We start from the raw sequence: 25,834 nt of genomic DNA on the forward strand, positions 1-25,834 counted from the left end.
GACCGGAGTACGGAGTTTTTTCGTTTACCCGCTGTCATTACTTTGGCCCAGGTTGTGCAAGCATGGGTTTAACAACCTGGACGTTTCTTCGATATGTCGGTTCTCACGCAGCAAAGGTGGACATCCCCATGATGCGTCTTTGTGCTGTTATGGTTCTTTCCCTGCTCGGCGGCCTGATTTCAGTGCACGCTGCGCCGGCACCGCACCCGCATTGGAGTGTGGGTTTCCATCGCATGACGTTTCTTGATCCGCTGGACTTGCAGCCGATGAAGGCCGTGGCCTTTTACCCGTCCACCGGGCTTGAGCACACCACACAATTGGGTGCGTACCACGTTGCTGCCACCGAAGACTCCAAGATTGCCATCGGCCGTTTCCCGATGTTGATGTTGTCCCACGGCAACACTGGCACGCCCCTGGCCCTGCATGACCTGGCCACCTCATTGGCGCGCAAAGGCTTTGTGGTGGTGGCGGTGTTGCACCCCGGCGACAACTACAAGGACCACAGCCGCCTGGGCACGGTGAGTAACCTGTATGGCCGGCCGATCCAGATTTCCGAAGCGATCACCGCGACCTTGGGCGACCCGATGCTCTCGCCGTTCGTCAACATCGATCAAGTGGGGGTTATCGGTTACTCCGCCGGGGGCGAGACCGCGTTGATCCTGGCCGGTGCCAAGCCGGACTTCGACCGGTTGCGCCGTTATTGCCAGGAGCGCCCGGAAGACCGCGACGCCTGCACCACCAAGGGCGAACTGGTGGTGGACCGTGACGACCTGCAACCGCAGTCCGACCCGCGTATTCATGCCTTGATGCTGATGGCACCGCTGAGCCTGATGTTTGGTCGCCACACCCTGGCGGATGTGCATGTGCCGGTGCTGCTCTACAGCGGCGACGGCGACAAGCTGGTGGCCGTGGACAAGAACGCGGCGGCCCTGGCGCGCAAACTGCCGGAACCGCCGGACTTCAAACTGCTGGCCGGGGCCGGGCATTTCGTGTTCATGGCGCCGTGCGACAGCGATCAGTTGGCCGCAATGCCGGCGATTTGCACCGATGCCGATGGCGTCGACCGCGAGGGCATTCACCGCGACCTGATTTCCGAGGCGGGGCGTTTTTTCAGCCACACCCTCGGCCAATCCACCCGCGCCGGTTTGCAGACGGCTGATCAGTAAGCGCGGCGCTTGAGCAGTAGCGTCAGGCCCAGTGCGGTCACCGACAGCAGTGCCGCGCAGAAGAAGATCCAGCCATAGCCGAGGTTCAGCGCCACGGCGCCCATCAATGGCCCGGCAATCGCCAGGGCCAAATCAAAGAACACCGCATACGCACTCAGTCCCGCGCCTCGGCTGCTGTTGGGCACCTGCTTGATGGCTTCCACACCCAGCGCCGGGTACACCAGTGACAAGCCAAAGCCGGTCAGCCCGGCCCCCATCAATGCCACCCCGGTGGACGGTGCGAGCCAGAGCAGCGTCAGGCCCAAGGTCTCGATGGTCATGCAGGCAATCGCGGCGCGGAAGCCACCAAAGCGGCTGATGGCCGAGATAAACACTAGACGCGACAGGATAAAGCACACGCCGAACACGGTCAGGCAGTACGCTGCGCCGGCCCAGCCGCGATTGAGGTAATACAGGGTAATAAAGGTGGTGAGGGTGCCGTAGCCGATGGACGCCAGGCACAGGCTGGCGCCAAACGGTGCGATACGCCCGAACACCGCCCAGAACGGCAGGCGCTCACCGCGCACTACCGGCACCGAGGGTTTGTTGCGGATCAGCACCAGGCCCAATGCGGACAACACCGACAGCGCAATGCCGAGGCTGTTGTAGCCATACTCGGCCACCATCACCACGCCCAGCGGCGCACCGATGGCGATGGCACCGTAGGAGGCGATGCCGTTCCACGAAATCGAGCGCGCCGTGTGTTCGGCGCCGACGGCGCCCATGCACCAACTGATGGTACCCACGCCGATCAGCCCTTGGGCTACGCCCAGCAACAGCCGCGCGACGATCAGAATGCCCAGGCTCAATGACGGCAAGCTATCCACCAGCGTCGCGAAAAACGTCAGCACACCACTCACAAGGATCCCGGCCAGCCCCAACACGATCGCGCGTTTGGTGCCGACGGTGTCGGACATGCGCCCGGCCATGGGGCGGCTGAGCAGGGTGGCCAGGTATTGCGAGCCGATCGTGACCCCGGCCACCACGGCGCTGAAGCCCAGTTGTTCGTGCACATAGCCTGGGATCACCGCAATCGGCAGGCCGATGCAGATAAAGGCGATGAAGGTGTAGAAGACGATGGAGACGATCTTCAGGGTGATCGACATTGAACTGGGAGCGGCGGCAGGCATGGGCACTCATTCGCGGGCGGGCGGTGAGGGCATGATGGCAAGGGCCAGGGGGAAAAGAAAGCAGGCTAACTACTTTGCCTGATGAACAGGTGTGTTGTTGTGGTGAGCGGGCTTGTTGTGGTGAGTGGGCTTGCCCCGCGCTGGGCTGCGAAGCGGCCCCAATAGAAAACACCGCGTTCTGTCGGACAGAGCGCGGTGTTCTTTTTAGGGCCGCTTCGCACCCCAGCGCGGGGCAAGCCCGCTCACCACAACAAGCGCGCTCATTACAAGCGTGTGTTTTAGAACACCACGCCTTGGCTGCGCAGGTAGTCGTCGTAGGTGCCGCTGAAGTCGATCACGCCATCGGCGCTCAACTCGATGATGCGGGTGGCCAGGGACGATACGAACTCGCGGTCGTGGCTGACGAAGATCAGCGTGCCTGGGTAGTTTTCCAGCGCCAGGTTCAGTGCTTCGATGGATTCCATGTCCAAGTGGTTGGTCGGTTCGTCCATGATCAGCACGTTCGGCTTTTGCAGGATCAGCTTGCCGAACAGCATGCGACCTTGCTCACCACCGGAGATCACCTTGACCGATTTGAGGATCTCGTCGTTGGAGAACAGCATGCGGCCCAGGGTGCCACGGATCACTTGCTCGCCTTGGGTCCACTGGCCCATCCAGTCGAACAGGCTCATGTCGTCTTCGAAGTCGTGGGCGTGGTCCTGTGCGTAGTAGCCCAGTTCAGCGGCTTCGGTCCACTTGATGCTACCGGCGTCCGGCGTCAGTTCGTTGACCAGGGTGCGCAGCAGGGTGGTCTTGCCAATGCCGTTCGGGCCGATGATGGCCACGCGCTCGCCCGCTTCAACCTGGAAGCTGAAGTCCTTGAACAGCGGCTTGCCATCGAAGCCTTTGGCCATGCGCTCGACGATGACCGCCTGGCGGTGCAGCTTTTTGGTCTGTTCGAAACGGATGAACGGGCTCACGCGGCTCGAAGGCTTGACCTCGGCCAGTTGGATCTTGTCGATCGCCTTGGCACGGGAGGTGGCCTGCTTGGCTTTCGAGGCGTTTGCCGAGAAGCGGCTGACGAAGGATTGCAGTTCGGAGATCTGCGCCTTCTTCTTGGCGTTGTCCGACAGCAATTGCTCGCGGGACTGGGTCGCCACGGTCATGTACTCGTCGTAGTTGCCCGGGAACAGGCGCAGCTCGCCGTAGTCCAGGTCAGCCATGTGGGTGCACACGCTGTTCAGGAAGTGACGGTCGTGAGAGATGATGATCATCAGGCTGGAGCGCTGGGTCAGGATGTTTTCCAGCCAGCGGATGGTGTTGATGTCCAAGTGGTTGGTCGGTTCGTCGAGCAACAGCACTTCAGGATCGGAGAACAATGCCTGGGCCAGCAGTACACGCAGCTTCCAGCCTGGGGACACTTCGCTCATCGGGCCAAAGTGCTGTTCCAGGGGAATGCCCAGGCCCAGCAGCAGCTCACCGGCCCGCGATTCGGCGGTGTAGCCGTCCATCTCGGCGAACTCGGTTTCCAGCTCGGCCACGGCCATGCCGTCGTCTTCGCTCATTTCCGGCAGCGAGTAGATACGGTCGCGCTCGGCCTTGACCTTCCACAGCTCTTCGTGGCCCATGATCACGGTGTCGAGCACGGTGAACTCTTCGTAGGCGAACTGGTCCTGGCGCAGTTTACCCAGGCGTACATTCGGCTCCAGCATGACCTGGCCGCCGGACGGATCCAGGTCGCCGCCGAGGATTTTCATGAAGGTCGACTTGCCGCAACCGTTGGCACCGATCAAACCATAACGGTTGCCGGCGCCGAACTTGACCGAGACGTTCTCAAAGAGCGGCTTGGCGCCGAACTGCATGGTGATGTTAGCTGTGGAGATCAATTACTTTACCTATCAATGGGTTGCGAGCGTGACGGCAGGAGCCTTCAGGCATGCGTCAACAGCGACATCAAGGCGCGAAACCCGGTCGCTGAGCAGAAAATTTGGGATGTGTGTTGGAATTTGGCGCGCATTGTCGCATATGTCAGGCGACAGTTGTATGTCGAGCGAAGGAAGGTTTCTCCAACGTCTCCGGCATCGCCAGCCATAACAGCGCCAAGGCCAGCGCCGCCACGCCGGCCAGGGTCAGGAATGCCGCGTTGTAGCCGGCCTCTTGCACCACAAAACCTGCCAGGCTGCTGCTCAGCGCCGCGCCCAGGCCAAAGACGGTGGAGAGGGCGCCCAGGCTGACGTTGAACCGGCCGGTGCCCTGGGTCAGGTCCTTGACGATTACCGGGAACAACGCGCCGAAGATACCTGCGCCGATGCCGTCGAGCATTTGCACGGCCACCAGCCAGTAAGGGTCGCTGGACAGGGTGTAGAGCACGCCGCGCAACGGCAGGATCATGAAGCCGGCCATCAGCAACGGCTTGCGTCCCCAGATGTCGGCCTTCAACCCAACCAGCCAGGCCATCGGCACCATCACGAGTTGCGCGGCGACGATGCACGCCGACGTCAGCGGGGTGGCCATGTGCAGGTTGATCTGCGCCAGCTTTTGGCTGACCAGCGGCAGCATCGCCGCATTGGCCAGGTGGAACAACGCGCAGCAGATGGCGAACAACAACAGCGGGCGGTTCGCCAGCAATACCTTCATGCCGGACGGTTGCTCATGATCGGTGTGATGCGCCGGGTCGAAGCCTCGGGCGACGTCGTGGTCGATCGCCTCGGCCGACACGCAACTGATCGCGACGATACTGGCCACCGCCATAAAGGCCATCAGGTAGAACACCACCACCGGCCCGAACAGGTAGGCCAGGCCGCCGGCCAACAACGCGGCCACGGCATTGCCGGCGTGGTTGAAGGTTTCATTGCGCCCTGTGCGGCGGGTGAACGCGCGGGGGCCGGTGATGCCCAGGGAGATCGCGCTGATCGCTGGGGCAAACACGGACGCGGCAACGGCGCTGGCAGCCTGGGTAAGGGCGACCAGGCTGAAAGAACTGACAAAGGGCAGCAGCAGGCAACTGGCGGTGACCACAATGGCGGCCAGCGCAATGACCGCGCGCTTGCTGTGGGTACGGTCGATCAACGCACCCGCCGGCCCCTGGGTGAGCAGCGCGGCGATACCCGCCAGGGTCATGACCACGCCGATACTGGCCGGGTCCCATTTGTGCACGGCCAGCAAGTAGATGGCGAGGTAGGGACCGAGTCCGTCGCGCACATCCGCCAGGAAGAAGTTCAGGCTGTCCAGGGACAGGGTATTACGCAGGTCGGAATGTTTAGCCACGGCAAGAACTTCTGAGGCGGCGTTCAGGGGTTGAACACTCACAGCGTTAATGACCTACAGGCGTGGCGTTAAGTTTCGCCCGTTTCTCGGGGTTTTAATCCGCAGGCACTTGGCTTATTTTCAGAGCCCCACTCAATGGATTATCTGGAGACGCAATGGACATGCCCTCAGCTCAACAGGCGGTCGCCTGCAACAAGGACGCCTGGGACCAATCTGCCAGCCTGCACAAAACCACCGACACTTGGAACGCGCTGCTCAGCGGTGTCGGCAAGCCTGGTTTTTCATGTCTGGACCCTACCATCACCGGCGTGCTGCAAGACGTAGGCGTGGCCGGCAAAGACGTGGTGCAACTGTGTTGTAACAATGGTCGCGAGAGCCTCTCGTTGTTCAGCCTGGGCGCGCGCTCGGTCGTGGGCGTGGACCAATCGCCGGCGTTTCTGCAGCAGGCCCGTGAACTGGCGGGTGTCTCGCCGCACAACCCTGAGTTCGTGGAGAGTGATATCCACCAGCTGCCGCACGCGTTGCACGAGCGTTTCGATATCGCCTTGGTGACCATCGGTGTGCTGGGCTGGATGCCGGACGTGGCGCTGTTCATGCACCACGTTGCCAGCACCCTGAAACCCGGCGGCACGCTGGTGATGTACGAAACCCATCCGTTCCTGGAGGTGTTCGATCCTCGCGCGCAAAACCCATTCCTGCCGGCCAGCTCCTACTTCCAGCGCGAGCCCTTTGTGCTGCAGGAGTCAATTGTTTATGAAGGCCAGGGCGAGATTGCCGGGCCCACCTCTTATTGGTATGTGCATACCTTGGGCGACCTGGTAAACGCCGCGATCTGCGCGGGCTTGCAGATCAGCCACTTGGAGGAATATGCCCATTCCAACCGCGAAGAGCTTTACGACCAGTACGAAGACCAGCCTGCGCAATTGCCGATGTGCTTTACCTTGACGGCCATCAAGCGTGCTGATTGAGGCGTCATTCCACAGGCAAAAAAAGCCCACGAAAAGACGCGGGCTAAGGGATTCACTGGAGATTCACTGGAGTAGGTAGGCTTCACCCTATAGACCCGAAAGTGAAGGCCCTGTGAAAATACTGTCACAGGTTCGTAAGGCGTCGTTCAGGAGCGCCGCACGAACGTGCGCATGGTTTGACCTGGGCCAGTACTGAATACGATTGGCCTGGGCATACTTTCATCGGCTGCAATGAACACAAACTCATCCCCTTCGAGGCGATAACTGGCAGGCAAGTGTTTGCCGGCGTCATCCCCTATGGAGTCGACCCAGGTAATGCCCTTGGGAACGGTGCTGCCGTCCAGGAAAAACCGGCCAGCCAGCAACACCTCGCCACTGACGGTTTTCACTTCGAAGCGGTCGCCGCTAATCGTGGTGATTGCGCCGGGGGCGCTGTGCGCGTCGACGGGATTAAGCACGCCACTGTCTTCGAGTGAAGTTTGCTCCCAGGCACCTTGGAGGGCTTGAAGGTCTGGGTCGGAAATGGATGACATACAAATTCCTTTTTGCTGAGGGGGTGAAGGCCTGATGCGTAATCAAGCGTAGGAAGGGTCCTGTTTTTTATTTTCTTATGCAATTTTTCGTTATGAACACAGGCAATTGGCGTACTTTGCCTGCCCTCCGGGTAACGTCTTGTAACGGAGCGTCTATGTTCTGGGTGTCTGTCACTAATGACACCCGTGTCACTGAAATGAAACCGCTTGCTGCTTAGGCTGACGTTTCAGTGAATTGGGTGGCTCCGTTACCGCAGAGGGCCATGCGTGTCGTGTGGCCGGACGTTGCCCCCTGTTTATTCAGTTGTTGATCAGGTCTGTTGTCGGACGCTGAATTTCAACTCACCAGGGTGTAAGACATTTGAACAACACTCCCCAGCTGCATCAATATTTGCCTACGGATGAAATCGATCTGTTTGAACTGTTTCACGCGATCTGGAAGCAAAAAAAACTGATCATCGGTTGCACGATTCTGGCGGGCCTTCTGGGAGTAGGCTACGCGTTCCTTGCGCCGAGGGTTTACCAAGTCAGCAGTGTGTTGCGGCCTGCGGCAATCAATGAGCTGGATGCACTCAACCGCTCCGAAGTCTACAAGTTGCCGCCGGCCGATGCGCTGGCCAAAGTCGGTGCACAGCTGGATTCCTACGAAACGCGGCTGGGCTTCTTCAGGGCCAACCTGCCTTTGTTCGAGGCCTTTCAACAACCTGGGCGAAGCCTGGAACAGAGCTTTGAAGCGTTCAATCAGAACGCTATCAACTTGGTGGGCGCAGATCCCAAGAAGCCCGACGCACTCAACAATTACCTCCGCTTGGAAATGCAGTACCCCAATGGGATTGATGGGGTGGCGATTCTAAACGGGTTAGTAGCCTATGCGATCACGCAGCAACGCGAGCAAGTGGGCGCGGACCTCAAGGTGATCGTGAACAACCGCCTGAACGAGCTCAAAGGCAAGATCGACGCGGCACGCGCCAACTACGAAACGGGCAAAGCGTCAAAAATCGCCAGGTTGCTGGAGGCGGATAAGGTCAAGCGCGCTCAATTGAAGGATGAACTCTCCGCGCTGCGCTTGCAGATGAAAATGCAACGCGTCAGCCGCTTGGCAGAATTGGCCGAGGCTATTTCCATCGCCAAGTCCATCGGCATCAACAACCCCACCACGCCTTCCGCCATGGGAGCCAGCGCGGTTCGTGGGGCCGGCCAGGTGATGCGCACCGAAGTCACCAACCAGAAAATCCCGCTGTACTTCATGGGCACCGAGGCGCTGGAGGCCGAGCGCACAGCGTTGGCGCAACGTTCCAATGATGACTTCACCAACAATCGGGTTGCCGAAATCAGCAAAGAGTTGCGCATGCTTGATGTCAATCGCGAAGTGGAGGTGCTCAACAGCCGTAAGGATGAGGACATATTCCTGCAAGGTGTGGAGCCACTGTGGGCGGAGGAGGCCCGGCTGCGGGGCCTCAGTATCGATATGAGCGCGCTGAAGTTGGTGACGGTGGACCGCCAGGCGCAGGAACCGCTGGGGCCGATCAAACCGAAAAAAGCCCTGATTATTGCATTGAGCCTGATGGCAGGGCTGATGCTGGGTGTTTTGGTGGCGTTGATTCGGCATTTCGCACAAGTTCGCTGGGAGAACGGGCCATTTTCGGTGATCAATGAGCGTCGTTTACCCCCTCGATAAGATGGATTAGCCGCACCGCGGGCGTGCCCCTGAGCAAGCCCGCTCAACACATTCAGAAGACAGCTTTTCACAATTCTTAGTTAACTTTTGGTTACAAACTGTGGCTAAATAACTGCCAATGGCAACGCACCGATCTCTCAGACGGTGGTGCCGATTGTGTGAATTGTGATTTCAGGTGCTGCTATCCATCCTCGGCCGTCGTGGGCACGCAGGAGCAGCCTGTTCTCTTCTGACGTGTGACGAAATCCCTTGAAGCTCATCATTGTTGTTCTTTACGTTGCCTCGATTGCGTATGTCCACCTGCGTGGCCGGGTGCGACACAAGCTGGGTCGCCAGCTCAGTGATCATTCGACCTTTCTCGCCCCGATCAACTGTTTTCTCTATCTCTTCTCCAAGCTGCCCAGCCGGCCCTACCTGTCGCCCAGCGATTTTCCCGACCTGAGCCCGCTCCAGGAACACTGGGAAGAAATCCGCCAGGAAGGCCAGAACCTGATGCGCGCCGGGGAAATCAAGCGTTCGGACCAATACAACGACGTCGGCTTCAATTCGTTCTTCAAGTCGGGTTGGAAACGCTTTTACCTGAAATGGTATGGCGACAGCCATCCGTCGGCGATGAAGCTGTGCCCGCGCACCACGGCGTTGGTCCAGAGCATCGGCTCGATCAAGGCCGCGATGTTTGCCGAGCTGCCGCCGGGCTCAAAATTGGTACGCCACCGTGATCCGTATGCCGGCTCGTATCGCTATCACTTGGGCCTGGATACGCCGAATGACCCAGGTTGCTACATCAACGTGGATGGCGAAAGCTACTCCTGGCGTGATGGCGAGCCGGTGATGTTCGACGAGACTTATATCCACTACGCGGAAAACACCACACAGCAGAATCGCATCATCCTGTTCTGCGACATTGAGCGTCCGATGAAGTACCGCTGGGCGGCGGCTTTCAATCGCTGGTTCAGCCGTACCGTCATGGCCGCTGCGGGTTCGCCCAATGATGACGGTGACAAGACCGGTGGGCTCAACCGCGCGTTCACGCGGCTGTACAAGATCCGTCTGCGTGGTAAAGAGCTGAAAAAGCGCAACCGTACCCGTTATTACCTGGAAAAGTGGGCGATCTTCGCTGGTTTGGCAGCGATCTTCCTACTGATCTGATCGTCACGTTGGGCGCCATTCACACCGGTGGACGGGCGCCCAATTTGTCCCACATCTTCTTGCTGAGTTTCTGTCGGTTGGTATACCCGGCCCAGGGATCAGCCTTCAAACCGTTCAACCGCTGCTGCACATTGGCGACAGTCCATTGCTGCGCGCTGCGTAAACCCTTCAACTCCTCACGGCTGATCGGCACCGACACCGGCAGGCCTGGGCGTGCCCGCACGGAGTAGGCCGCCACGGTGCTGGCGCCCCGCGCGTTGCGCAGGTAGTCGATAAAGATCTTGCCGACGCGGTTTTTGGGCCCTGACGTCGCGGTAAAACGCTCGGGCAGTTGCTCGGTCATAAACTGCGCGATGGCCTTGGCGAACGCCTTGACGGTGTCCCAACCGTCGCGGCGCGCCAGGGGCACGACCAGGTGCAGTCCCTTGCCTCCGCTGGTCTTGACGAACGCTTGCAGCCCCAGTTCATCCAGCACCGACAGGGTCAGTTGCGCCGCTTCCAGCATGGCTTTCCAGGGCAGCGCCGGGTCCGGGTCGAGATCGAGCACAAACAGGTCGGGAGTTTCGATCTTGTCTGAGGTGGCGCCCCAGGTGTGAAATTCTACGGCACCCATTTGTACGGCACCGATCAACGCGGGGGTGCTGTCGATTTCCATCAGGCGCGCATGCCCTGGGTCGAGTGCCTGATCCAGGTGCTTGATGTTGGGAATGGCCAGGTGCTCCGAGTGTTTCTGGAAGAATGACTCGCCTTCGATGCCTTCAGGCGCTCGCAGCAATGAAACAGGGCGGTGGCGCAGGAAGGGCAAGATCCACTGGCTGATGCTGTCGTAGAACTGCGCCAGGTGCTGCTTCTGTGTGCCGCTTTGCGGGTCGATCACCCGGTCGGGGTGGGTGATCGTTACCGCAGCGCTGTTTTTTTTCGCGGGTTTCATGGCGTTGGCCGTTCGTGGTTGCTCGTGAATGATCTCGGCGGCCGGTTTGTCGCTGCGCAGACCCACGAATGCCGCCTGGCGGACCACACCTTCCCGGGTCCATTCGGCGAATTGCACCTCGCCAACCAACGTCGGCTCCACCCAGTGCACGCCACGGGCCTGGGCGCTGCTCAGCGGCTTTTCCAGCGGCGATGCCTTGCGTTCCATGGGCTTGAGTTGCGCATAAATCGCTTTCAGTGCCGCGTGATCAAAGCCTGTGCCCACACGCCCGGCATACACCAGCCCGGCATCGTCATTCACCGCCAGCAACAACGCGCCGAAACCACTGCGTGAACCCTGTGGCCGGGTGTAGCCGACGATCACGAACTCCTGGCGCAGGCGGCATTTGAGCTTGATCCAATCGGCACTGCGACTCGACACATAGGGGCTGCCCAGGCGCTTACCGATCACGCCTTCCAGGGCGAGGTCACAGGCACTTTCGAAGATATCGCTAGGGTGGGCGGTGAAGGCTTCGGAGAACCGCAGCAACTTGCTTCTGCTTACGGCCAGCGCGTCCTTGAGCGCGGCGCGGCGTGCCTCCACAGGCGCCTGGCGTTGATCCTGGCCGTTGAGGAATGGCGCATCGAACAGGTAGTAGACAATGTCCAGGCTGCGGCCGATATCGAAGGCGTTTTGCAGCGCCTGGAAGTCCGGCAGGCCGTCGCCGTTCAGGCTGACCACCTCGCCGTCGAGCCAGCTGTCCTTGAGCTTGAGGGCCTGCAGGGCCTTGACCTGGCGTGGCAGGCGTTCGGTCCAGTCATGGCCGTTGCGGGTGAACAGGCGCACCTCGCCGTCACGAATGCGCGTGAGCATGCGGTAACCGTCGAACTTGATTTCGTACTGCCAGTCGCCTTCGGGGGCGCGGTCGACCAGCGTGGCCAATTGTGGGTTGAATTGTTCGGGGAGGGCGGTTGCCGCTGCTTGTTGTCGCGTGGCTTTGGTGCTGGGCTTGGCGTTGTATTTAACGTTGAATTTAACGTTGGATTTACCTGCCGAGGCGTCGCTGACCACGCTGTCCGGTTGAGCCTGAACGATGTCGTAGTCGTCTGCCGGGCGTGCCTGCGCGTCCTTTTCCTTGATCAACAGCCATTGTTCCTTGTCGCCGCTGCCCTTCAGGCGGGTGCGCACCAGCGCCCAGTCGCCGGAGAGTTTCTCGCCGACCAGGGTGAATGTGAGCTTGCCGGCGGCGTAGGCCTTACGCGGGTCATCATGGGGTTGCCAGATGCCGCGATCCCACACGATGACGTCGCCGGCGCCGTATTGGCCGGCGGGAATACTGCCTTCGAAGCTGCCATAGCTGAGGGGGTGATCTTCCACGTGGACGGCCAGGCGCTTTTGGCTCGGGTCCAGGCTCGGGCCCTTGGGCACCGCCCAACTGAGCAGCACGCCGTCGAGTTCCAGGCGAAAGTCATAGTGCAGGTTGCGCGCGTCATGTTTCTGGATCACAAAAGACAGCGCCGACGCGTTGCGTTTGCCGGCAGGTGCACGGCCTGCCGGTTCGCCGGTAACGCCGAAGTCGCGCTTACGGTTGTACTCGCTGAGGGGCTTTGGCATGGGTCATGAGGCCTTGGTGGATTTCTTCGCCGCCGGCTTCTTGGCGGGCTTGCCGGCCAGGCTGCGCTTGAGCAGTTCCGTCAGGTCGATCACGTCGGCGGACTTGCGCGCTTCGCTGTCCTGGCTGGTTTCCACGTCTTCGATCTTGCCGGCCTTGGCCTTCTTGGCCACCAGCGCCATGATTTTTTCCTGGAAACTGTCACGGTAGTCATCCGGCTGCCAGTCGGCGCTCATGTCTTCTACCAGGCGCTTGGCCATGTCCAGTTCGCCCTTGGCTAGGCTGGGTTTGGTCACGTCGCTGTCCAGTTCCAGGTCGTCCAGGCTGCGGACTTCGGCGGGCCAGCGCAGCATCACCAGCACCAGCGCCGATTCCAGTGGCATCAAGGCCGCCAGATGCTGCTTGGTGTGCAGCACCACATTGGCCAGCGCAACTTTGCCGGTTTTTTTAAGGGTTTCCCTTAGCAGCGCGTAGACCTTGCCGCCCCGTTTATCCGGCGCGAGGAAGTAGGGGGTGTCGATGTTCTGCAACGGGATCTGGTCACTGGCGACAAACGCGATGATTTCGATGGTCTGGGTCGACTTGGGGTGGGCCGAGCGGATTTCCTCTTCGCTGAGCACCACATAGCGGCCTTTTTCGAACGCAACGCCTTTGACGATGTTCTCTTTCGTCACCTCTTTACCGGTGGTCTTGTTGATGCGCTTGTAGCCCACCGGGTCCATGCTGCGCTTGTCGAGCCAGTCAAAGTCCACGCCCTGTGATGACGTGGCCGAGACCAGCGAGACCGGGATATGCACCAGGCCAAAGCTGATGGCGCCTTTCCAGATTGCCCGTGGCATAGGTGCGATTCCTTAAGTAGAGGCTGTGTTCTGGTGACTCGGACGCTGTACGAAAAGTTTCCACCGACAGATGCGCGGACAGATCGTGTTACACCTGATGAGAAACTATTTAGTGTCGAAAGCCGAACCCTAGGCGTAGCGTGTTATCGAAAGCAGGTAATCCTCGCCCTGAGAGGTTTCGTCATGAATAGCGGTATGCGTCACGTTGCAGCGCTGCTGGTGGGCCTAGCCCTTGCGCCTTTGGCGCATGCGCAAAACCTGCCCGGCAACAACAACGCCAACAACGGCCCGATCCACCGGGCCAACCCCAATAGCATGCAGGGCACTCAGCCCAATGCGCCGGCCATTCGCGGTATCCAGACCGGGCCGACCACGCGCACGCCGACCCTGGAGAACGGCGGTATCGGCAACCGTTACCCGCAACGCGATGCCGCCCCCAGCCGTCCGACCACCGAAACCAAAGCCCCCACCTATGATGCCAACGGCAATCGCCGGTAAGGATTCAGCCTTATGTTTCTACGCAAAACCCTTATAGCCGCCCTGTGTGCAACCACGTTGCTGCCGTTGACCACGGTTTTCGCCGCCGACGCCCAGCAGTTTCCCAGCGAACAAGGCAGCATTACCGCCACCCCCATCGCCAAAGGCCTCGATCACCCGTGGGCCGTGGCCTTTCTGCCGGACAAGCAAGGCTTCCTGGTTACCGAACGTCCTGGCCACCTGCGTTTTGTCAGCCCGGACGGCAAGCTCTCCGCGCCGCTGAAAGGCGTGCCTGAAGTATGGGCCAAAGGGCAGGGCGGCCTGTTGGACGTGGTGCTGTCGCCCGACTTCAAGCAGGACCGCATGGTCTACCTGTCCTACGCCGAAGGCGGCGGCAAGGGCGGTACGGCCGGCACTGCGGTGGGCCGTGGTCGCCTGGCGGCTGATCTCAGTGGCTTGACCGACTTCACCGTCATCCTGCGCCAGGAGCCGAAGCTGTCCACCGGCAATCACTTCGGTTCACGCCTGGCCTTTGACCGTGATGGCTACCTGTTCGTGACGCTGGGGGAAAACAACGATCGCCCGACCGCCCAGGACCTGGACAAATTGCAAGGCAAGGTCGTGCGCATCTATCCGGATGGCCGCGTGCCGGACGACAACCCCTTTGTCGGTCAAGAAGGCGTGCGCCCGGAGATCTGGTCCTACGGCCAGCGCAACCCTCAGGGGCTGGCGTTGAACCCCTGGAGTGGCACGATCTGGGAAAACGAACACGGTCCGCGTGGCGGTGATGAGATCAACATCATCGAGCGGGGCAAGAACTACGGTTGGCCGCTGGCAACCCACGGCATCAATTATTCGCTGACACCGATTCCCGAAGCCAAGGGCAAGACGGTGGAAGGCACAGTGCCGCCGCATCACGTCTGGGAAAAATCACCGGGTATCAGCGGTATGGCGTTTTATGATGCGGATCGCTTCAAGCCCTGGCAGCACAACGTGTTTATCGGTGCGCTGGTCGACCAGGAGTTGATCCGCTTGCAGTTTGATGGCGACAAGGTGATTCACGAAGAGCGCTTGCTGGGAGGCTTGAAAGCGCGGATCCGCGATGTGCGGCAGGGGCCGGATGGGTTCTTGTATGTGCTGACGGATGCGGATGATGGGGTGCTGTATCGGGTAGGGCTGAATCAGGACTGAAGTGCCGTAGCCGCGCGTGAGGGGGCAAGTCGAATCGTCGCACCGCCCCCTCACACATTTGCCAGGTCTTAAAGCCCCAGATCAGAAAGCCCCGGATGATCATCCGGGCGCCGCCCCAGCGGCCAGTGGAACTTGCGTTCGCTTTCCTTGATCGGCAGGTCGTTGATGCAGGCAAAACGATTGGCCATCAGGCCGTTTTCGTCGAACTCCCAGTTCTCGTTGCCATAGGAACGGAACCAGTTGCCGGAATCGTCGTGCCATTCATAGGCATAACGCACCGCGATGCGGTTGTCGGTAAACGCCCACAGCTCTTTGATCAACCGATAATCCAGCTCCTTGGCCCATTTGCGGGTCAGGAAGCCCTTGGCGTCTTCGCGGTTGTAGGCAAATTCGGCGCGGTTACGCCAGTGGGTGTCGAGGGTGTAGGCCAGGGATACGCGGTGCGGGTCGCGGGAATTCCAGCCGTCTTCGGCCAGGCGGACTTTTTCGATAGCCGACTCGCGCGTGAACGGCGGCAGCGGCGGGCGTGTTTCTGCGGCGGATGACATGGGCATTTTCCTCAAGACAATAAGGTTTCAGTCGAAAGTTGCGCTGACCTGTGCGTTCACAGTCCCAATAACGTTCGCGCCATGCATTGCGCATTATCGGCAGCTGTTGAATCACCCATCACCAGGGCAACGGTGATGGCGCCATCGATCAGGATCAGCAGTTGCGCGGCCTGCTGTGCCGGGTCGGGGGTGCCATGTGCTTGACAGAGTTCAAGTGCGTACTCGAACAGTTTCTGTTTGTGGGCCTTGGCCAGCAGGCGCACCGGGTCGTGCGGGTTGCCGGTTTCGCCGCTGGTGTTGATAAACGCACAGCCGCGGAAATCCGCTGTGTCGAACCAGGCCTTGAGCGCGCTGAACACCGCGAGCAGCCGTTCACCCGTGCCTTCGCTGCGTTCCACTTCGTCGCGCAGCCACTGCATCCAGCGCTCGTCACGACGTTGCAGGGCGGCAATCACCAATTCGTCTTTGTTGGCGAAGTAGCGGTAAACGCTTTTTCTCGAGACGCCGGCGGTTTTCACCAGGAAGTCCATGCCCGTGGCGGCGATGCCATGGCGATAGATCAACTTTTCGGCCACGTCGAGGATGATGTCGCGGGTTTCATTACCGGTCATATCGTTCATGTTGCAAACAGTAGAACGATCGTTCTTCTTGGTCAATAAATTTTTACATGCCGCGCAGCAAGACCTGAGCACCCCCATGGTGTAAGCTCGGGGACTCTTCGGATTCGACCCATTGCGAGCCTTATGCCGTCGTTCTTCAAACGCTCCCTGTTGCCCAAACTGCGCGGTTTCCCCCTCACTCCCGATGCCCTTGAGGTGCTGTCCGGCGCCGACGCGTACCGCCGTTGCCTGCTGGAAAAAATCGCCCAGGCCACGCGGCGTATCTACATCGTCGCGCTGTATCTGCAGCAGGACGAAGCGGGGCAGGAGATCTACGATGCCCTGCACGCGGCCAAGGCTGCGCGGCCGGAGTTGGAGATCGTGGTGGTGGTCGACTGGCTGCGCGCCCAGCGTGGCTTGATCGGTGCCGGTAAACAGCCGGGCAACAGCGCCTGGTACCAGGCCATGACCCAAAGCCACATCAGCGACGTGCCGGTGTATGGCGTGCCGGTGCAAACCCGCGAGCTGTTCGGCGTGCTGCACCTCAAGGGCTTCGTGATCGACGACAGCGTGCTGTACAGCGGGGCTAGCCTGAACAACGTGTACTTGCACAAGTTCGACAAATACCGTTTCGACCGCTACCACCTGATCCACAGCAAGCCCCTGGCGGACTCGATGCAACACCTGGTGGAACACGGGCTGATCGCCTCCAAGGCGGTTAATCGCCTGGACCTGCCCAACCCACCCACCACGCGCAGCTTGCGCAATGATATCGGCGACTTGCGCAGCCGCCTGAAACACGCGACCTATGACACCACGACGGGGCAGTTGCCCAATGGTCACCTGTCGGTCAGCCCGTTGCTCGGGGTGGGCAAGAACAACCCGCTGAACCGGGTGATCCTCGAACTGATCGCCAGCGCCCAGCAGCAACTGACCATCTGCACGCCGTACTTCAACCTGCCGCTGCCGGTGACCCGCGAGATCAACCGTGCCCTGGCGCGTGGGGTGAAGATCGACATCGTCGTCGGCGACAAGACCGCCAACGACTTCTACATCCCGCCGAGCGAGCCATTCAAGGTCATTGCCGCGCTGCCGTACCTGTACGAAATCAGCCTGCGCCGCTTCGCCAAACGCCATCAGCCGATGATCGACAGTGGCCAACTGAACCTGCACCTGTGGCGCGACGGCGACAACACCTACCACCTCAAGGGGATGTGGGTCGACCAGCGCTACACCTTGCTCACCGGCAACAACCTCAACCCGCGCGCGTTCCGTCTCGATTTGGAAAACGCCTTGTTGATCGATGACCCCCAAGGCCAGTGGCTGGCGCCGCGGCGCACCGAGCTGGCGCAGATTTTCCAGCACACCACGCGCATCGAGCGTTATCAGGATTTGCAAACGCTGCCTGACTATCCGGAAGCGGTCGGCAAGTTCCTGCGTCGGGTCAGCCGCGTGCGCATCGAGCGGTTGCTGTACCGGATCCTGTAAACTGGCAGGCAAAAAAAAGACCCAGCCCCTTCAACAGGGCTGGGTCTTTTTTTGTGCGGCGTTTAGTTCAAGCCCAGCTTGCCACGCAAGGTGGACAGGTCCTCCGCCAGGGTATTGACCGGACCCACCAGGGCCTTGCGGTCGTTTTCCTTGACCTTGTCGTAGGTCTCGAAGCCGCCGTCCTTGGTCTTGTACTTGGCCAGGATCTTGTCCACGTTGGCGAAGTTTTTGTCGACCTTGGCCAGGAAGGCCTTGTCTTGTTTCTCGATCTGCCCACGGAACAGGTCGACGATTTTCTTCGCGCCGTCGATGTTGCCCTGGAAGTCATACAGGTCGGTGTGGCTGTAGCGGTCTTCTTCGCCGGAGATCTTGGTGGCGGCGACTTCTTCCAACAGTGCTGCGGCGCCGCCCACGACTTTCTCCGGTGGGAAGGTCAGGCCGTCGACGCGGGTCTTGAGGTCGTTGACGTCGGTGTTGAGCTTGGCGGTGAGGGTTTCCAGGCCTTTGGTGGTGTTCTGTGAGAACAGCGCGTATTCGATGCGGTGGAAGCCGGTGAAGTCTTCGGCGGTCACGCCTTTTTCGTGGTCGTCGACGCGGGAGTCGATGGATGCATCGAGGTCGCTGAACAACTCGGCGATTGGCTCGATGGACTCATAGTGCACACGGGTCGGCGCATAGAGTTTCTTGGCGGTGGCCAGGTCGCCTTTGTTGATGGCGTCGGTGAACGCTTGGGTCTGGGTGACCAGTTCACCGATTTCTTCGGTGACGTAGATTTTGTAGTCCGACACCGGCCCTACCAAATCCAGCGGCGCGGTAGCGGCGAAGGCTGCCAGCGGCGAAAGGGTCAGCAATAACGACAACGCGATAAACGACTTTTTCATGGGAGGGTTTCCGCTCTGGGGTTTGTTTTAGGTAGGGGCAGTGGTGTGAGGGTGCGTTGCAGCCAGCAGCGTGCGCCCGAGGAAATCCTTCGGTCCCGTGACCCCCGGTAGGGTGAAGAAATACCCGCCGCCGACCGGCTTGAGGTATTCCTCCAGGGGCTCGCCGTTGAGCCGGGTTTGCACGCTGATAAAGCCTTTCTCCAGGTCAGCCTGGTAGCAGATGAACAACAGCCCCATGTCCAGCTGACCGTTTTTGTTGACGCCGTTGGAGTAGTTGAACGGCCGGCGCAGGATCAGGTTGGCCTGAGTCTGCGGGGTGCGCGGGTTGGCCAGGCGGATGTGGGCATCGAGCTTGGTCAACTTGCCTTCCGGGTCCTTGCTGTAGTCGGGCACCTGGCTTTCTTTGTCGCCGTCCATAGGCGCGCCGGTGGGCTTGATGCGGCCGATGATGCTTTCCTGCTCTTGCAGCGGGGTACGGTCCCAGCGCTCAACGAAGTTGCGGATGATGCGCACGGCCTGATAGCTGCCGTTGGCCGCCCAGGCCGGTTCGTCGCTGCCAGGCTGCACCCATACAATCTGGTTCATCGCCTTGTCATCGTTGGAGTTCGGGTTGGCCGAACCGTCACGGAAACCGAGGAAGTTACGTGCGCTCTGGGCCGGCTCGTCAGGTTTGGCAGGCGCCTGGGGCGGCACGCTGCCTTCCTGTTTCCAGCGCACCAGCAGCAGGTCCGGCAGGTTCTTCACGATGTCGCGCAGGGCGTGGATATTGGTGTCCGTGGTGTTGGAGCTGAATTGCAGGCTCAGGTCGCCGTGGCACTGCGCCGGTTCGAGCGCATCGTTGGGGAAACCGACCATGCGGCTCAAGCGCTTGGGCTTGACCGCCGCGAGGCCGAAGCGCTCATCGAACAGTGATTCGCCGACGGACACGGTGATGGTCAGGTTGTCCGGTGTGACCACCGGGCCGAGGATCCCTGAGTCGGTGGGCGGCAGTTTCGGGTCGACTTGCGGCACGGTGCCGCCGGTCATCAGGAAGGCGATGCGTTCGTTCAAGGTGCGGAACAGGCGCTCCAGGTCTTCACGATCACTGGCCAGTACGTCGAACGCCACGAGCATGCCGCAGGCCGGGCGTGGGGTGACGATGCCGGTTTGGTGCGTGCCGAAAAAGTCGTGGTGGTCCTGGGTTTTATCACTGCGTGGCGCGGTGGTGACTTGCTCGGCGGCGGCGGCCATGGCTGGGCAGGTCAGGCTGCTGCCGGCTATGGCGGCGCCGGTGGCCGCCATGCCCAGGAGGACACGCCGGCGTTGGGGGTCAAACTGTGCTGAATCGCTCATGTATGCGGTCGTCTTCACTGCAGGCCGGAAAGGCCAAGGGCGGGGTCGATTCCATCGAGTGCAACGGCCAGAGCCTTGGCCTTGTCGGCGATCTGCTTGCGCTGATCGGCGGTAATGCTGTCGTAGGTGGCATAGCCCTTGTCGACCTTGAAGCCCTGGAGTTCGGCATCGAAGGCGGCGAGGGCGCTGTCGACCTTGGGCAACAGGTCGGCGGCAGATTTACTCAGCAGCGGTCGCATCAACTCGACGACCTTGTGGGCGGCCTCCAGGTTGGCGGCGAAGCCATTCAGGTCGACGTGGCTGTAGCGCTCCTCTTCACCGCTGATGGCACGTACATCGGCCAGGCTGTTGAGGTTGCGTACCACGATGCTCACCAGTTGCTCCGGCGGCAGCGACTGGGCCAGCAATTGTTGCTTGAGGGTGGTGACGTCGGTTACCAGGCGCTGCGCAATCGGCGCCAGGCCGTCGAGGCTGCGTTGCTGGAACAGGCTGTACTCCACGCGGTGGAAGCCACTGAAGGCCGGGTCCTGTTCGCGTTTTTCAAAGTAGTCGGCGCGGGCGTTGATCGCATTGTCCAACTCCGCCAGGCGTTGAGACGCCGGGGCCAGTCGCTGGTAGGCCTCACGGGCGGGAACATAGAGCGCTTGAGCCTGGGCGAGGTCGCCGCTGTCGATGGCTTGCTGCAAGGCGGTCACCGCCTTGATCAGCGCGCTGCCCTGGCTGCTCAAGTACACGCGGAACTCCGACAGCGGGCCAATAAAAGCCACCATCGACGGCTTGGCCTTGGCCTGTGCGTCGGATTCGGCGGTGGGCGTCACGTGCAAGGTGCCACGTGGATTGCTCAGCAGGCCGCAGGTGATTGCATAGTCGCCGGGCAACAGGTTGGCATTGATCACCTGGCTGAGGCCGGGGGCGATGTTTTCCCGTTCTTCGACCACCAGCACGCCGTCGAGGATTTCCCATTCCACCGCACGGTCGGAGCGGTTGATGATGCGGAAGCTGGCGCGGCCGGCCGGTACCGTCAGTTCATTCGGCTCACAGGCGTGGCCATGAATGGTCACGGCAATTTCATTGTGGTTGGTCTGGCGCTTGCTGGCCGCCAACTGTGAGGCGTAATAGAACAGGCCACCGGCGGCGATCATCACGACCACCGAGCCCGCCACGGCCCAGCGCAGGGCGCGGGGTGGCGAAGCCGGTTGAGGAGTTGGGTTGGACAAGGGACGGTCCTTACTGGCTGGAAACGGAAGAGTGCGCGGTGGCAGGCTTGGACGGCGCGGCGGGCAGGAAGAACATCACCAGGGCCACCACCAGGTAAATCAGGTAGGCGCCGAGGGTGCTGATGGTGGGGGCTTCCTGATAGCCGAACATGCCGGCAAGTACCGAGCCCAGCGGGCTGTCCATTGGCAGCGCGGCGCTGAAGTCGAACAGCACGGTCTGCAGGTGATTCCACACGCCGGCTTCGTGCAGCGCTTGCACTGAATTGGCGAGGATGCCGGCGGCCACCACCAGGATAAACAGGCCGGTCCAGCGGAAAAACGCAGAGAGGTTCAGGCGCATGCTGCCGGTGTAGATCAGGAAACCCACGATGATCGCCAGGATCAGGCCGAGCAGGGCGCCAATCGGTGCGCCTGGGCCTTCGCTCTGCTGGAACACCGCCAGCAGGAAGAACACGGTTTCCAGGCCTTCACGGGCCACGGCGAAAAACACCATGAGAATCAGGGCGGTGACTTGATGCTTGGAGCCGGCCAGCGCGTGATCAAGGGATTCGTGCAGCGAGTGCTTGATGGAGCGCGCCACTTTGCGCATCCAGAACACCATGGAACTGAGGATGCCCACGGCGACCAGGCCGACGATGCCTTCGAACAGCTCCTGCTGCTTTTGCGGGAATTCGGCGCTGACCAGCTCCAGGCCGCCACCGACCAGCAGGGCCAGCGCAGCGGCGAGAAACACGCCGATCCACACGGCGGGCATCCACTGGCCCCGGCCGGTCTGCTGCAGGTAACTGGCGATAATGCCAACAATCAATGCGGCTTCAATGCCTTCGCGCAGCATGATGAGAAAAGGAACGAGCATTCGGCACCGCGTCACAACTAGATAGGAGGCTAAGTTGTAACATAATGATACTCATTACTAAACAGGCAATCTTGACATTTGCTGAACCGTGGCTGAACAGCTGTTGAGCGCGTGTCAGCCACGCCTGCCGAACAACCGCTGTGCGACACCCAGGCCCTGCAGCGTCGCCACGTAGCCGATAAAGGCGTAAAGGCCAAGGATGATCCAGATCAACGCACCCAACAGCCAGCACGGCAAAATCTCGCGGATGAACAAGGGCGAGGGTCGGCGAAAGCTCAGCCAGCGCGACAGCGGCGAGAGTCCGTCGTCGATTTCACCGTAGCCATCGGTGGCGGGACGCCAGATCGCCAGGATCAACAACGCTGGAATGGCAATCAGGAAGGCCCAGGTTGGCGCCATTCCGAGGGTTTCCATCAGGGTATGGTCGGTCACCTGTTGGTCGTGGATCGTCCAGCCGGCGGCCATGCCCAGTAAAGCTACGAACATCGGCCACGGTCGGGTGGCACGTTCCCAGTCGCGCCAGAAATACGGATCGCCGCCGGGCATCAGGGCGCAGAGTGACGGGTACTGGCTGAGGATGGTTTCGCTGAGCGTACGGCAGGCGTTCCAGTCGGACTCGCCAAAGCGCCGGGCGAAACGTTGCCGTTGCGCCAGTGGCATGTCGCCAAACAGCAATTTGGCTGCGCGACACTCCGCATCGCGCGAGTCCAGGCTGGCCTGCGCGAGTGCATGCGCCTTGAAACGCTCCAGCGCATTGCGCGCCTGGAGCTGCGACCATTCAGGCTCGGGGCAGGGGTTTTCCAAGTCCTTATCGGACCAGGCTTGCTGGGCGCACAAGGTGTCGAACAGGTCCTCGGACCAGCATCGGCTCGCCAGTAGGGCACGGGCCAGCACGTCGTTGATCCGCGCGTGGCGAGGCAGCGGCTTGAGCCATTCAGTGTGGTTCAGTTCGCTCAATGCGGCCTTGAAGGCTTCGACCTGTTGTTGATCGAGCAGCCCGACCAACCGTTGCTCAACGTGCGCAAACATCTGTTCCAGCAGCGCATCAAGGCGGTATGCGGGCAAGCGTGCGGGGGCTTCGCGTAACCAGGGGGTCAGCCAATGCAGGTGGGTGACGGCCCACTCGCTGATGGCGGGGTCTGTCGACGTCAGGCAGCGCTGCAACAGCAGGGCCTCAAAGGCGTCGGCGCACTCACTCTCCCTGGCTTGCTGATAGAGGTGACGCAGATCACTGGGAGTGGCCTGCGCCACCAAGGCGCGGGCCTGTTCGACACGCGTGTCCGGTTCGGCCGGGGCAGGTTGCACGCTGTCGACGGGCACCGGCTGCGGTGTGTCAGCGGGCGCCTCTAAACGGCTCCACTCGAGGGCATGCTCATACGCCTCGCGCAAGCGCTGGAAGCCGCTGGGGTCCTCATCCGGACGATGCTGCTTGAGCAAGACGGCGTACTGACGCTTGATTGTGCGAGTGTCAGCGTCATGCGGTAGCCCAAGTACTTCCCAACAACTCATCAGTGCAACTTCCTGTCAGTAAATATCCCGGCGCAGAATACCCGAGACCGGTTGCGCGGCGCCTACTCTTTTGTCGCGCGACTGCCTAAGATGGCGGCATTTCACGCCACCCAGGGCACGGACCGCGCCAATGTCGGAAAAAGACACCATCTCCCTCCACCTCGTGCGCGAAGCCTTGTTGCAAAGCTGCGCCCCTGGGGCGGCCACTGCCGAAGTGCTGCTTAAAGCCGGGATCGAACCGCAACGGTTGGCCGAGCCCGGCGCGCGGGTCTCGGCCACGACCTATGCACGCCTGTGGCGCCTGCTGGCACGGCGCCTGGATGATGAGTTTTTCGGCATGGACCCACGCAAGCTCAAGTCCGGCAGCTTGGCGTTCCTCTGCCATGCGGCGATGGCGCAGCCGACCTTGGCCACTGGCCTGGAAACCGGCCTGGGGTTTCTGTCGTTGATGCTCGAGCGCCTGCCCGCTGAATTGGTGCGTCAACAAAGTCTGGCGGAGATTGTGTTGCTCGAACCCGAGTCTGAACCTAACCGTGCCTTCACTTACTTTACCTACTGGATGATCGTACACGGCGTCGCCTGTTGGCTGGCGGGACGGCGGATTCCGATCCTGGCGATTGAACTGCGTTGTGCGAAACCGGATTTCTGCGACGACTACCAAGTCATGTTCTCCGACAACCTGCGTTTCGATCGGCCGCGTACCCGCATGATCTTCTCCGCCGACTGCCTGGACCTGCCGATCAAGCGAACCGCTGAAGAACTCAAACGCTTCCTGGCCCACGCGCCCGCCAACATCCTGGTCAAATACCGCGACCCCGACAGCCTCGCCACCCGCATCAAGCACGACCTGCGCCAACTGCCCCCGGACACCTGGCCGGAAACCGAAGGCCTCGCCGCCAGCCTGTGCATCTCTGCCTCCACCCTGCGCCGTCGTCTGGCGGAAGAAGGGCAGACGTATCAGGGGCTCAAGGACAGTGTGCGCAAAGAGCTGGCGATTGTGTGGCTGGCAGAGCCGCAGATCAGTTTTGCCGAGATTGCGGAGCGGTTGGGGTTTGCTGATACGAGCTCGTTTTATAAGGCGTTTCGTAAGTGGAGTGGGTCTAATCCTGGGCACTATCGGAGTTTGATATTGAATGATGCTACATAAAGCATTAGCGCGCAGATAAGGCTCTACTCCCTTCATGCGGTCGCGGTTCAGAAAAAACATCACAAGGTCGAACACGGCAAATTTGATGTCCAATTCGACCAAGACCGCCAAGCTGCGGATGGATTTCCAAAATCCATATTCAGGCTTCTTGTCTTGTTAAATCGTTTTTTTTGCCACCTAAGAGCAATGTTGTGCTAATACCAAACAAGCCAACAAAACAGGTGGCTGCAACTATGATCAAAGTCAGCGAGAAGCCATACCTATCTAATAGTCCTCCGAAAACAGTGTAGGAGATACCGATGATGACTGAGTTAACTAGATTTGCAACTGAGAGACAAGACGCTCGGATACGTGACTCAATATTGTCGTGAATATAGGTTTCATATGCGGTTTCATATATGGCAGGGAGCGACATTATTAGAAGAAAGGTTGCAATTGAAGTGATTACTCCGATATTTAAAGATAAAACAAAAAGAAGAAAGGTGACGGCGCAGGTCGTAGTGAGAGCAATTGTGCCGAGAGAGAGCCTGGAACAAACGTAACCAGCAACCATGAACATTAATGCAGATATAGCTTCAACCGTAGCATAAATACCAGCGATCATAGGCACGTCTAAACCCTGCAGGGAGAAAAATGGCTGGCCGTAGATGAACAAAGGAATTGTTGAAAGCTCAAATAAAGAATATCCAATAAACAAAGGTATAAGGAAGGCACCTTTTTTAGAGCGGAAAAAATTAATGAGTAGAGTAAAAATCCCCTCTGTTTTTTTATTGTTTATACCTGATTGTTTGATCGGGTTAAGTGACGTGTGCGGGAGTTTTATTTCTGGGATGAGTGTTACAGCAAAAGCTCCGATAAGCTTGGATAACGCAAAAAATATATATACGCTATTCCAGTCAAAAGTATCTTGCAATACGCCACCAAGAAGCATAGATACACCTAACGAAACCGCGCCAATGGCACGCGCCCGCGATATTATTTTAGGGTAGTCTTCCGCTCGATGCTCAGCTAGTAAGTTGTCATACAATAGTGCTCTGTCTGACCCGGAGCCCATAGCGATACTGGCGCCGAATAAGCAAAATATAATTGCGAAAGGAGTGAAAGAGGAAAATAATAAAAACCCAATGCCGCTTATAAATAATCCTAAAAAGCTAATGATAAGAGAAAATTTGCGGCCGTATCGATCGGCGAGTAAACCAGACGGGATCTCTAACGCTACTGAAGAAAAGAATAGAAAAGATTGAAGAATACCTATCTCTCCTTGTGTGATACCAAGCTGCAGCAGGTAAAGCACAAACAAACTTCTTTGAACATCAAGA

The 25,834-nt window shown here is 59.9% G+C and carries 22 protein-coding genes; 8 read left to right on the plus strand and 14 right to left on the minus strand.

Annotated elements, in window-relative coordinates:
- Nucleotides 1–128 precede the first annotated feature (128 nt).
- Complete coding sequence (locus QCBJ_RS07460) at nt 129–1,166, plus strand: dienelactone hydrolase (RefSeq protein ID WP_012723997.1); 1,038 nt, start codon at nt 129–131, stop codon at nt 1,164–1,166.
- Here the strand turns inward: QCBJ_RS07460 and QCBJ_RS07465 are convergent.
- From QCBJ_RS07465 to QCBJ_RS07475, 3 genes are all read right to left on the minus strand, one after another.
- Complete coding sequence (locus QCBJ_RS07465) at nt 1,160–2,335, minus strand: MFS transporter (RefSeq protein WP_043205287.1); 1,176 nt, start codon at nt 2,333–2,335, stop codon at nt 1,160–1,162. The genes QCBJ_RS07460 and QCBJ_RS07465 overlap by 7 nt on opposite strands.
- Before the next feature lie 278 nt (nt 2,336–2,613).
- Entirely contained in the window at nt 2,614–4,200 is a 1,587-nt protein-coding gene (locus tag QCBJ_RS07470; RefSeq protein ID WP_080567188.1) for an ABC-F family ATPase, read from the minus strand.
- Between the two features lie 142 nt (nt 4,201–4,342).
- Entirely contained in the window at nt 4,343–5,581 is a 1,239-nt protein-coding gene (locus tag QCBJ_RS07475) for an MFS transporter (RefSeq protein WP_102060434.1), read from the minus strand.
- 155 nt (nt 5,582–5,736) lie between these two features.
- On the opposite strand from QCBJ_RS07475, the gene QCBJ_RS07480 reads away from it, so the two are divergent.
- Nucleotides 5,737–6,549, plus strand: a complete 813-nt coding sequence (locus QCBJ_RS07480) for a bifunctional 2-polyprenyl-6-hydroxyphenol methylase/3-demethylubiquinol 3-O-methyltransferase UbiG (protein WP_102060435.1) — start codon at nt 5,737–5,739, stop codon at nt 6,547–6,549.
- A 146-nt stretch (nt 6,550–6,695) separates the two neighbouring features.
- Here QCBJ_RS07480 and QCBJ_RS07485 read toward each other — a convergent pair whose 3' ends face one another.
- Complete coding sequence (locus QCBJ_RS07485) at nt 6,696–7,082, minus strand: TIGR03067 domain-containing protein (RefSeq protein WP_102060436.1); 387 nt, start codon at nt 7,080–7,082, stop codon at nt 6,696–6,698.
- 361 nt (nt 7,083–7,443) lie between these two features.
- Here QCBJ_RS07485 and QCBJ_RS07490 point away from each other — a divergent pair, with 361 nt between their 5' ends.
- Together QCBJ_RS07490 and lpxO are read left to right on the plus strand one after the other, a co-directional pair.
- Nucleotides 7,444–8,760 carry a Wzz/FepE/Etk N-terminal domain-containing protein gene (locus QCBJ_RS07490; protein ID WP_102060437.1) on the plus strand — a complete coding sequence of 439 codons (1,317 nt, stop codon included), beginning with the start codon at nt 7,444–7,446 and terminating at the stop codon, nt 8,758–8,760.
- A 249-nt stretch (nt 8,761–9,009) separates the two neighbouring features.
- On the plus strand, nt 9,010–9,909 hold the full coding sequence (gene lpxO / locus QCBJ_RS07495; protein WP_046034230.1) for a lipid A hydroxylase LpxO: 900 nt from the start codon (nt 9,010–9,012) through the stop codon (nt 9,907–9,909).
- A 19-nt stretch (nt 9,910–9,928) separates the two neighbouring features.
- On the opposite strand, the gene ligD is transcribed toward lpxO, so the two are convergent.
- Nucleotides 9,929–12,433 (minus strand): DNA ligase D, encoded by a 2,505-nt coding sequence (gene ligD, locus QCBJ_RS07500; RefSeq protein ID WP_102060438.1) that lies wholly within the window; start codon nt 12,431–12,433, stop codon nt 9,929–9,931.
- 3 nt (nt 12,434–12,436) lie between these two features.
- Nucleotides 12,437–13,270 carry a Ku protein gene (locus tag QCBJ_RS07505; RefSeq protein WP_012724093.1) on the minus strand — a complete coding sequence of 278 codons (834 nt, stop codon included), beginning with the start codon at nt 13,268–13,270 and terminating at the stop codon, nt 12,437–12,439.
- Nucleotides 13,271–13,453: 183 nt separating this feature from the next.
- Between QCBJ_RS07505 and QCBJ_RS07510 the strand changes: the two genes are divergently transcribed.
- The gene (locus QCBJ_RS07510; protein ID WP_046034227.1) at nt 13,454–13,768 is read left to right on the plus strand and encodes a hypothetical protein; all 315 of its coding nucleotides are present in this window, start codon (nt 13,454–13,456) and stop codon (nt 13,766–13,768) included.
- A 12-nt stretch (nt 13,769–13,780) separates the two neighbouring features.
- Nucleotides 13,781–14,938: a PQQ-dependent sugar dehydrogenase gene (locus tag QCBJ_RS07515; RefSeq protein WP_102060439.1), complete on the plus strand. Its 1,158-nt coding sequence runs from the start codon at nt 13,781–13,783 to the stop codon at nt 14,936–14,938.
- Between the two features lie 68 nt (nt 14,939–15,006).
- On the opposite strand, the gene QCBJ_RS07520 is transcribed toward QCBJ_RS07515, so the two are convergent.
- Together QCBJ_RS07520 and QCBJ_RS07525 are read right to left on the minus strand one after the other, a co-directional pair.
- Nucleotides 15,007–15,486: a nuclear transport factor 2 family protein gene (locus QCBJ_RS07520; protein WP_012724096.1), complete on the minus strand. Its 480-nt coding sequence runs from the start codon at nt 15,484–15,486 to the stop codon at nt 15,007–15,009.
- 56 nt (nt 15,487–15,542) lie between these two features.
- Nucleotides 15,543–16,106, minus strand: a complete 564-nt coding sequence (locus tag QCBJ_RS07525) for a TetR/AcrR family transcriptional regulator (protein ID WP_012724097.1) — start codon at nt 16,104–16,106, stop codon at nt 15,543–15,545.
- A gap of 123 nt (nt 16,107–16,229) precedes the next feature.
- Here QCBJ_RS07525 and pssA point away from each other — a divergent pair, with 123 nt between their 5' ends.
- Nucleotides 16,230–17,573, plus strand: a complete 1,344-nt coding sequence (gene pssA, locus QCBJ_RS07530; RefSeq protein ID WP_102060440.1) for a CDP-diacylglycerol--serine O-phosphatidyltransferase — start codon at nt 16,230–16,232, stop codon at nt 17,571–17,573.
- A gap of 62 nt (nt 17,574–17,635) precedes the next feature.
- Here pssA and efeO (QCBJ_RS07535) read toward each other — a convergent pair whose 3' ends face one another.
- From efeO (QCBJ_RS07535) to QCBJ_RS07555, 5 genes are all read right to left on the minus strand, one after another.
- Nucleotides 17,636–18,454, minus strand: coding sequence for an iron uptake system protein EfeO (gene efeO / locus QCBJ_RS07535; RefSeq protein ID WP_102060441.1), 819 nt, complete (start codon nt 18,452–18,454; stop codon nt 17,636–17,638).
- 27 nt (nt 18,455–18,481) lie between these two features.
- Nucleotides 18,482–19,786 (minus strand): iron uptake transporter deferrochelatase/peroxidase subunit, encoded by a 1,305-nt coding sequence (efeB, locus tag QCBJ_RS07540; protein WP_102060575.1) that lies wholly within the window; start codon nt 19,784–19,786, stop codon nt 18,482–18,484.
- 14 nt (nt 19,787–19,800) lie between these two features.
- Nucleotides 19,801–21,003, minus strand: a complete 1,203-nt coding sequence (gene efeO, locus QCBJ_RS07545) for an iron uptake system protein EfeO (protein ID WP_093544622.1) — start codon at nt 21,001–21,003, stop codon at nt 19,801–19,803.
- Between the two features lie 10 nt (nt 21,004–21,013).
- Nucleotides 21,014–21,859 carry an iron uptake transporter permease EfeU gene (efeU, locus tag QCBJ_RS07550; protein WP_102060442.1) on the minus strand — a complete coding sequence of 282 codons (846 nt, stop codon included), beginning with the start codon at nt 21,857–21,859 and terminating at the stop codon, nt 21,014–21,016.
- Between the two features lie 114 nt (nt 21,860–21,973).
- Nucleotides 21,974–23,368 (minus strand): J domain-containing protein, encoded by a 1,395-nt coding sequence (locus QCBJ_RS07555; RefSeq protein ID WP_102060443.1) that lies wholly within the window; start codon nt 23,366–23,368, stop codon nt 21,974–21,976.
- 130 nt (nt 23,369–23,498) lie between these two features.
- Between QCBJ_RS07555 and QCBJ_RS07560 the strand changes: the two genes are divergently transcribed.
- Entirely contained in the window at nt 23,499–24,515 is a 1,017-nt protein-coding gene (locus QCBJ_RS07560) for an AraC family transcriptional regulator (protein WP_102060444.1), read from the plus strand.
- Nucleotides 24,516–24,654: 139 nt separating this feature from the next.
- Here QCBJ_RS07560 and QCBJ_RS07570 read toward each other — a convergent pair whose 3' ends face one another.
- A complete protein-coding gene (locus QCBJ_RS07570; protein WP_256581462.1) occupies nt 24,655–25,809 on the minus strand; it encodes an MFS transporter in 1,155 nt (384 codons plus the stop codon).
- Nucleotides 25,810–25,834 lie beyond the last annotated feature (25 nt).

Origin of the sequence: Pseudomonas sp. QC2, from assembly GCF_002859085.1 — a bacterium.
Taxonomy (GTDB): Bacteria; Pseudomonadota; Gammaproteobacteria; order Pseudomonadales; family Pseudomonadaceae; genus Aquipseudomonas; species Aquipseudomonas petroselini.

Excerpts from the sequence above, each read along its gene's own strand:
- QCBJ_RS07460 (WP_012723997.1), top strand. The coding sequence starts at position 129 with ATGATGCGTCTTTGTGCTGTTATGGTTCTTTCCCTGCTCGGCGGCCTG.
- QCBJ_RS07560 (WP_102060444.1), top strand. The coding sequence starts at position 23,499 with ATGTCGGAAAAAGACACCATCTCCCTCCACCTCGTGCGCGAAGCCTTG.
- QCBJ_RS07515 (WP_102060439.1), top strand. The coding sequence starts at position 13,781 with ATGTTTCTACGCAAAACCCTTATAGCCGCCCTGTGTGCAACCACGTTG.
- QCBJ_RS07465 (WP_043205287.1), bottom strand. The coding sequence starts at position 2,335 with ATGCCTGCCGCCGCTCCCAGTTCAATGTCGATCACCCTGAAGATCGTC.
- efeO (WP_102060441.1), bottom strand. The coding sequence starts at position 18,454 with ATGAAAAAGTCGTTTATCGCGTTGTCGTTATTGCTGACCCTTTCGCCG.
- efeU (WP_102060442.1), bottom strand. The coding sequence starts at position 21,859 with ATGCTCGTTCCTTTTCTCATCATGCTGCGCGAAGGCATTGAAGCCGCA.
- ligD (WP_102060438.1), bottom strand. The coding sequence starts at position 12,433 with ATGCCAAAGCCCCTCAGCGAGTACAACCGTAAGCGCGACTTCGGCGTT.
- QCBJ_RS07555 (WP_102060443.1), bottom strand. The coding sequence starts at position 23,368 with ATGAGTTGTTGGGAAGTACTTGGGCTACCGCATGACGCTGACACTCGC.
- QCBJ_RS07505 (WP_012724093.1), bottom strand. The coding sequence starts at position 13,270 with ATGCCACGGGCAATCTGGAAAGGCGCCATCAGCTTTGGCCTGGTGCAT.
- QCBJ_RS07485 (WP_102060436.1), bottom strand. The coding sequence starts at position 7,082 with ATGTCATCCATTTCCGACCCAGACCTTCAAGCCCTCCAAGGTGCCTGG.
- QCBJ_RS07480 (WP_102060435.1), top strand. The coding sequence starts at position 5,737 with ATGGACATGCCCTCAGCTCAACAGGCGGTCGCCTGCAACAAGGACGCC.
- QCBJ_RS07525 (WP_012724097.1), bottom strand. The coding sequence starts at position 16,106 with ATGAACGATATGACCGGTAATGAAACCCGCGACATCATCCTCGACGTG.
- QCBJ_RS07520 (WP_012724096.1), bottom strand. The coding sequence starts at position 15,486 with ATGTCATCCGCCGCAGAAACACGCCCGCCGCTGCCGCCGTTCACGCGC.
- efeB (WP_102060575.1), bottom strand. The coding sequence starts at position 19,786 with ATGAGCGATTCAGCACAGTTTGACCCCCAACGCCGGCGTGTCCTCCTG.
- pssA (WP_102060440.1), top strand. The coding sequence starts at position 16,230 with ATGCCGTCGTTCTTCAAACGCTCCCTGTTGCCCAAACTGCGCGGTTTC.
- QCBJ_RS07510 (WP_046034227.1), top strand. The coding sequence starts at position 13,454 with ATGAATAGCGGTATGCGTCACGTTGCAGCGCTGCTGGTGGGCCTAGCC.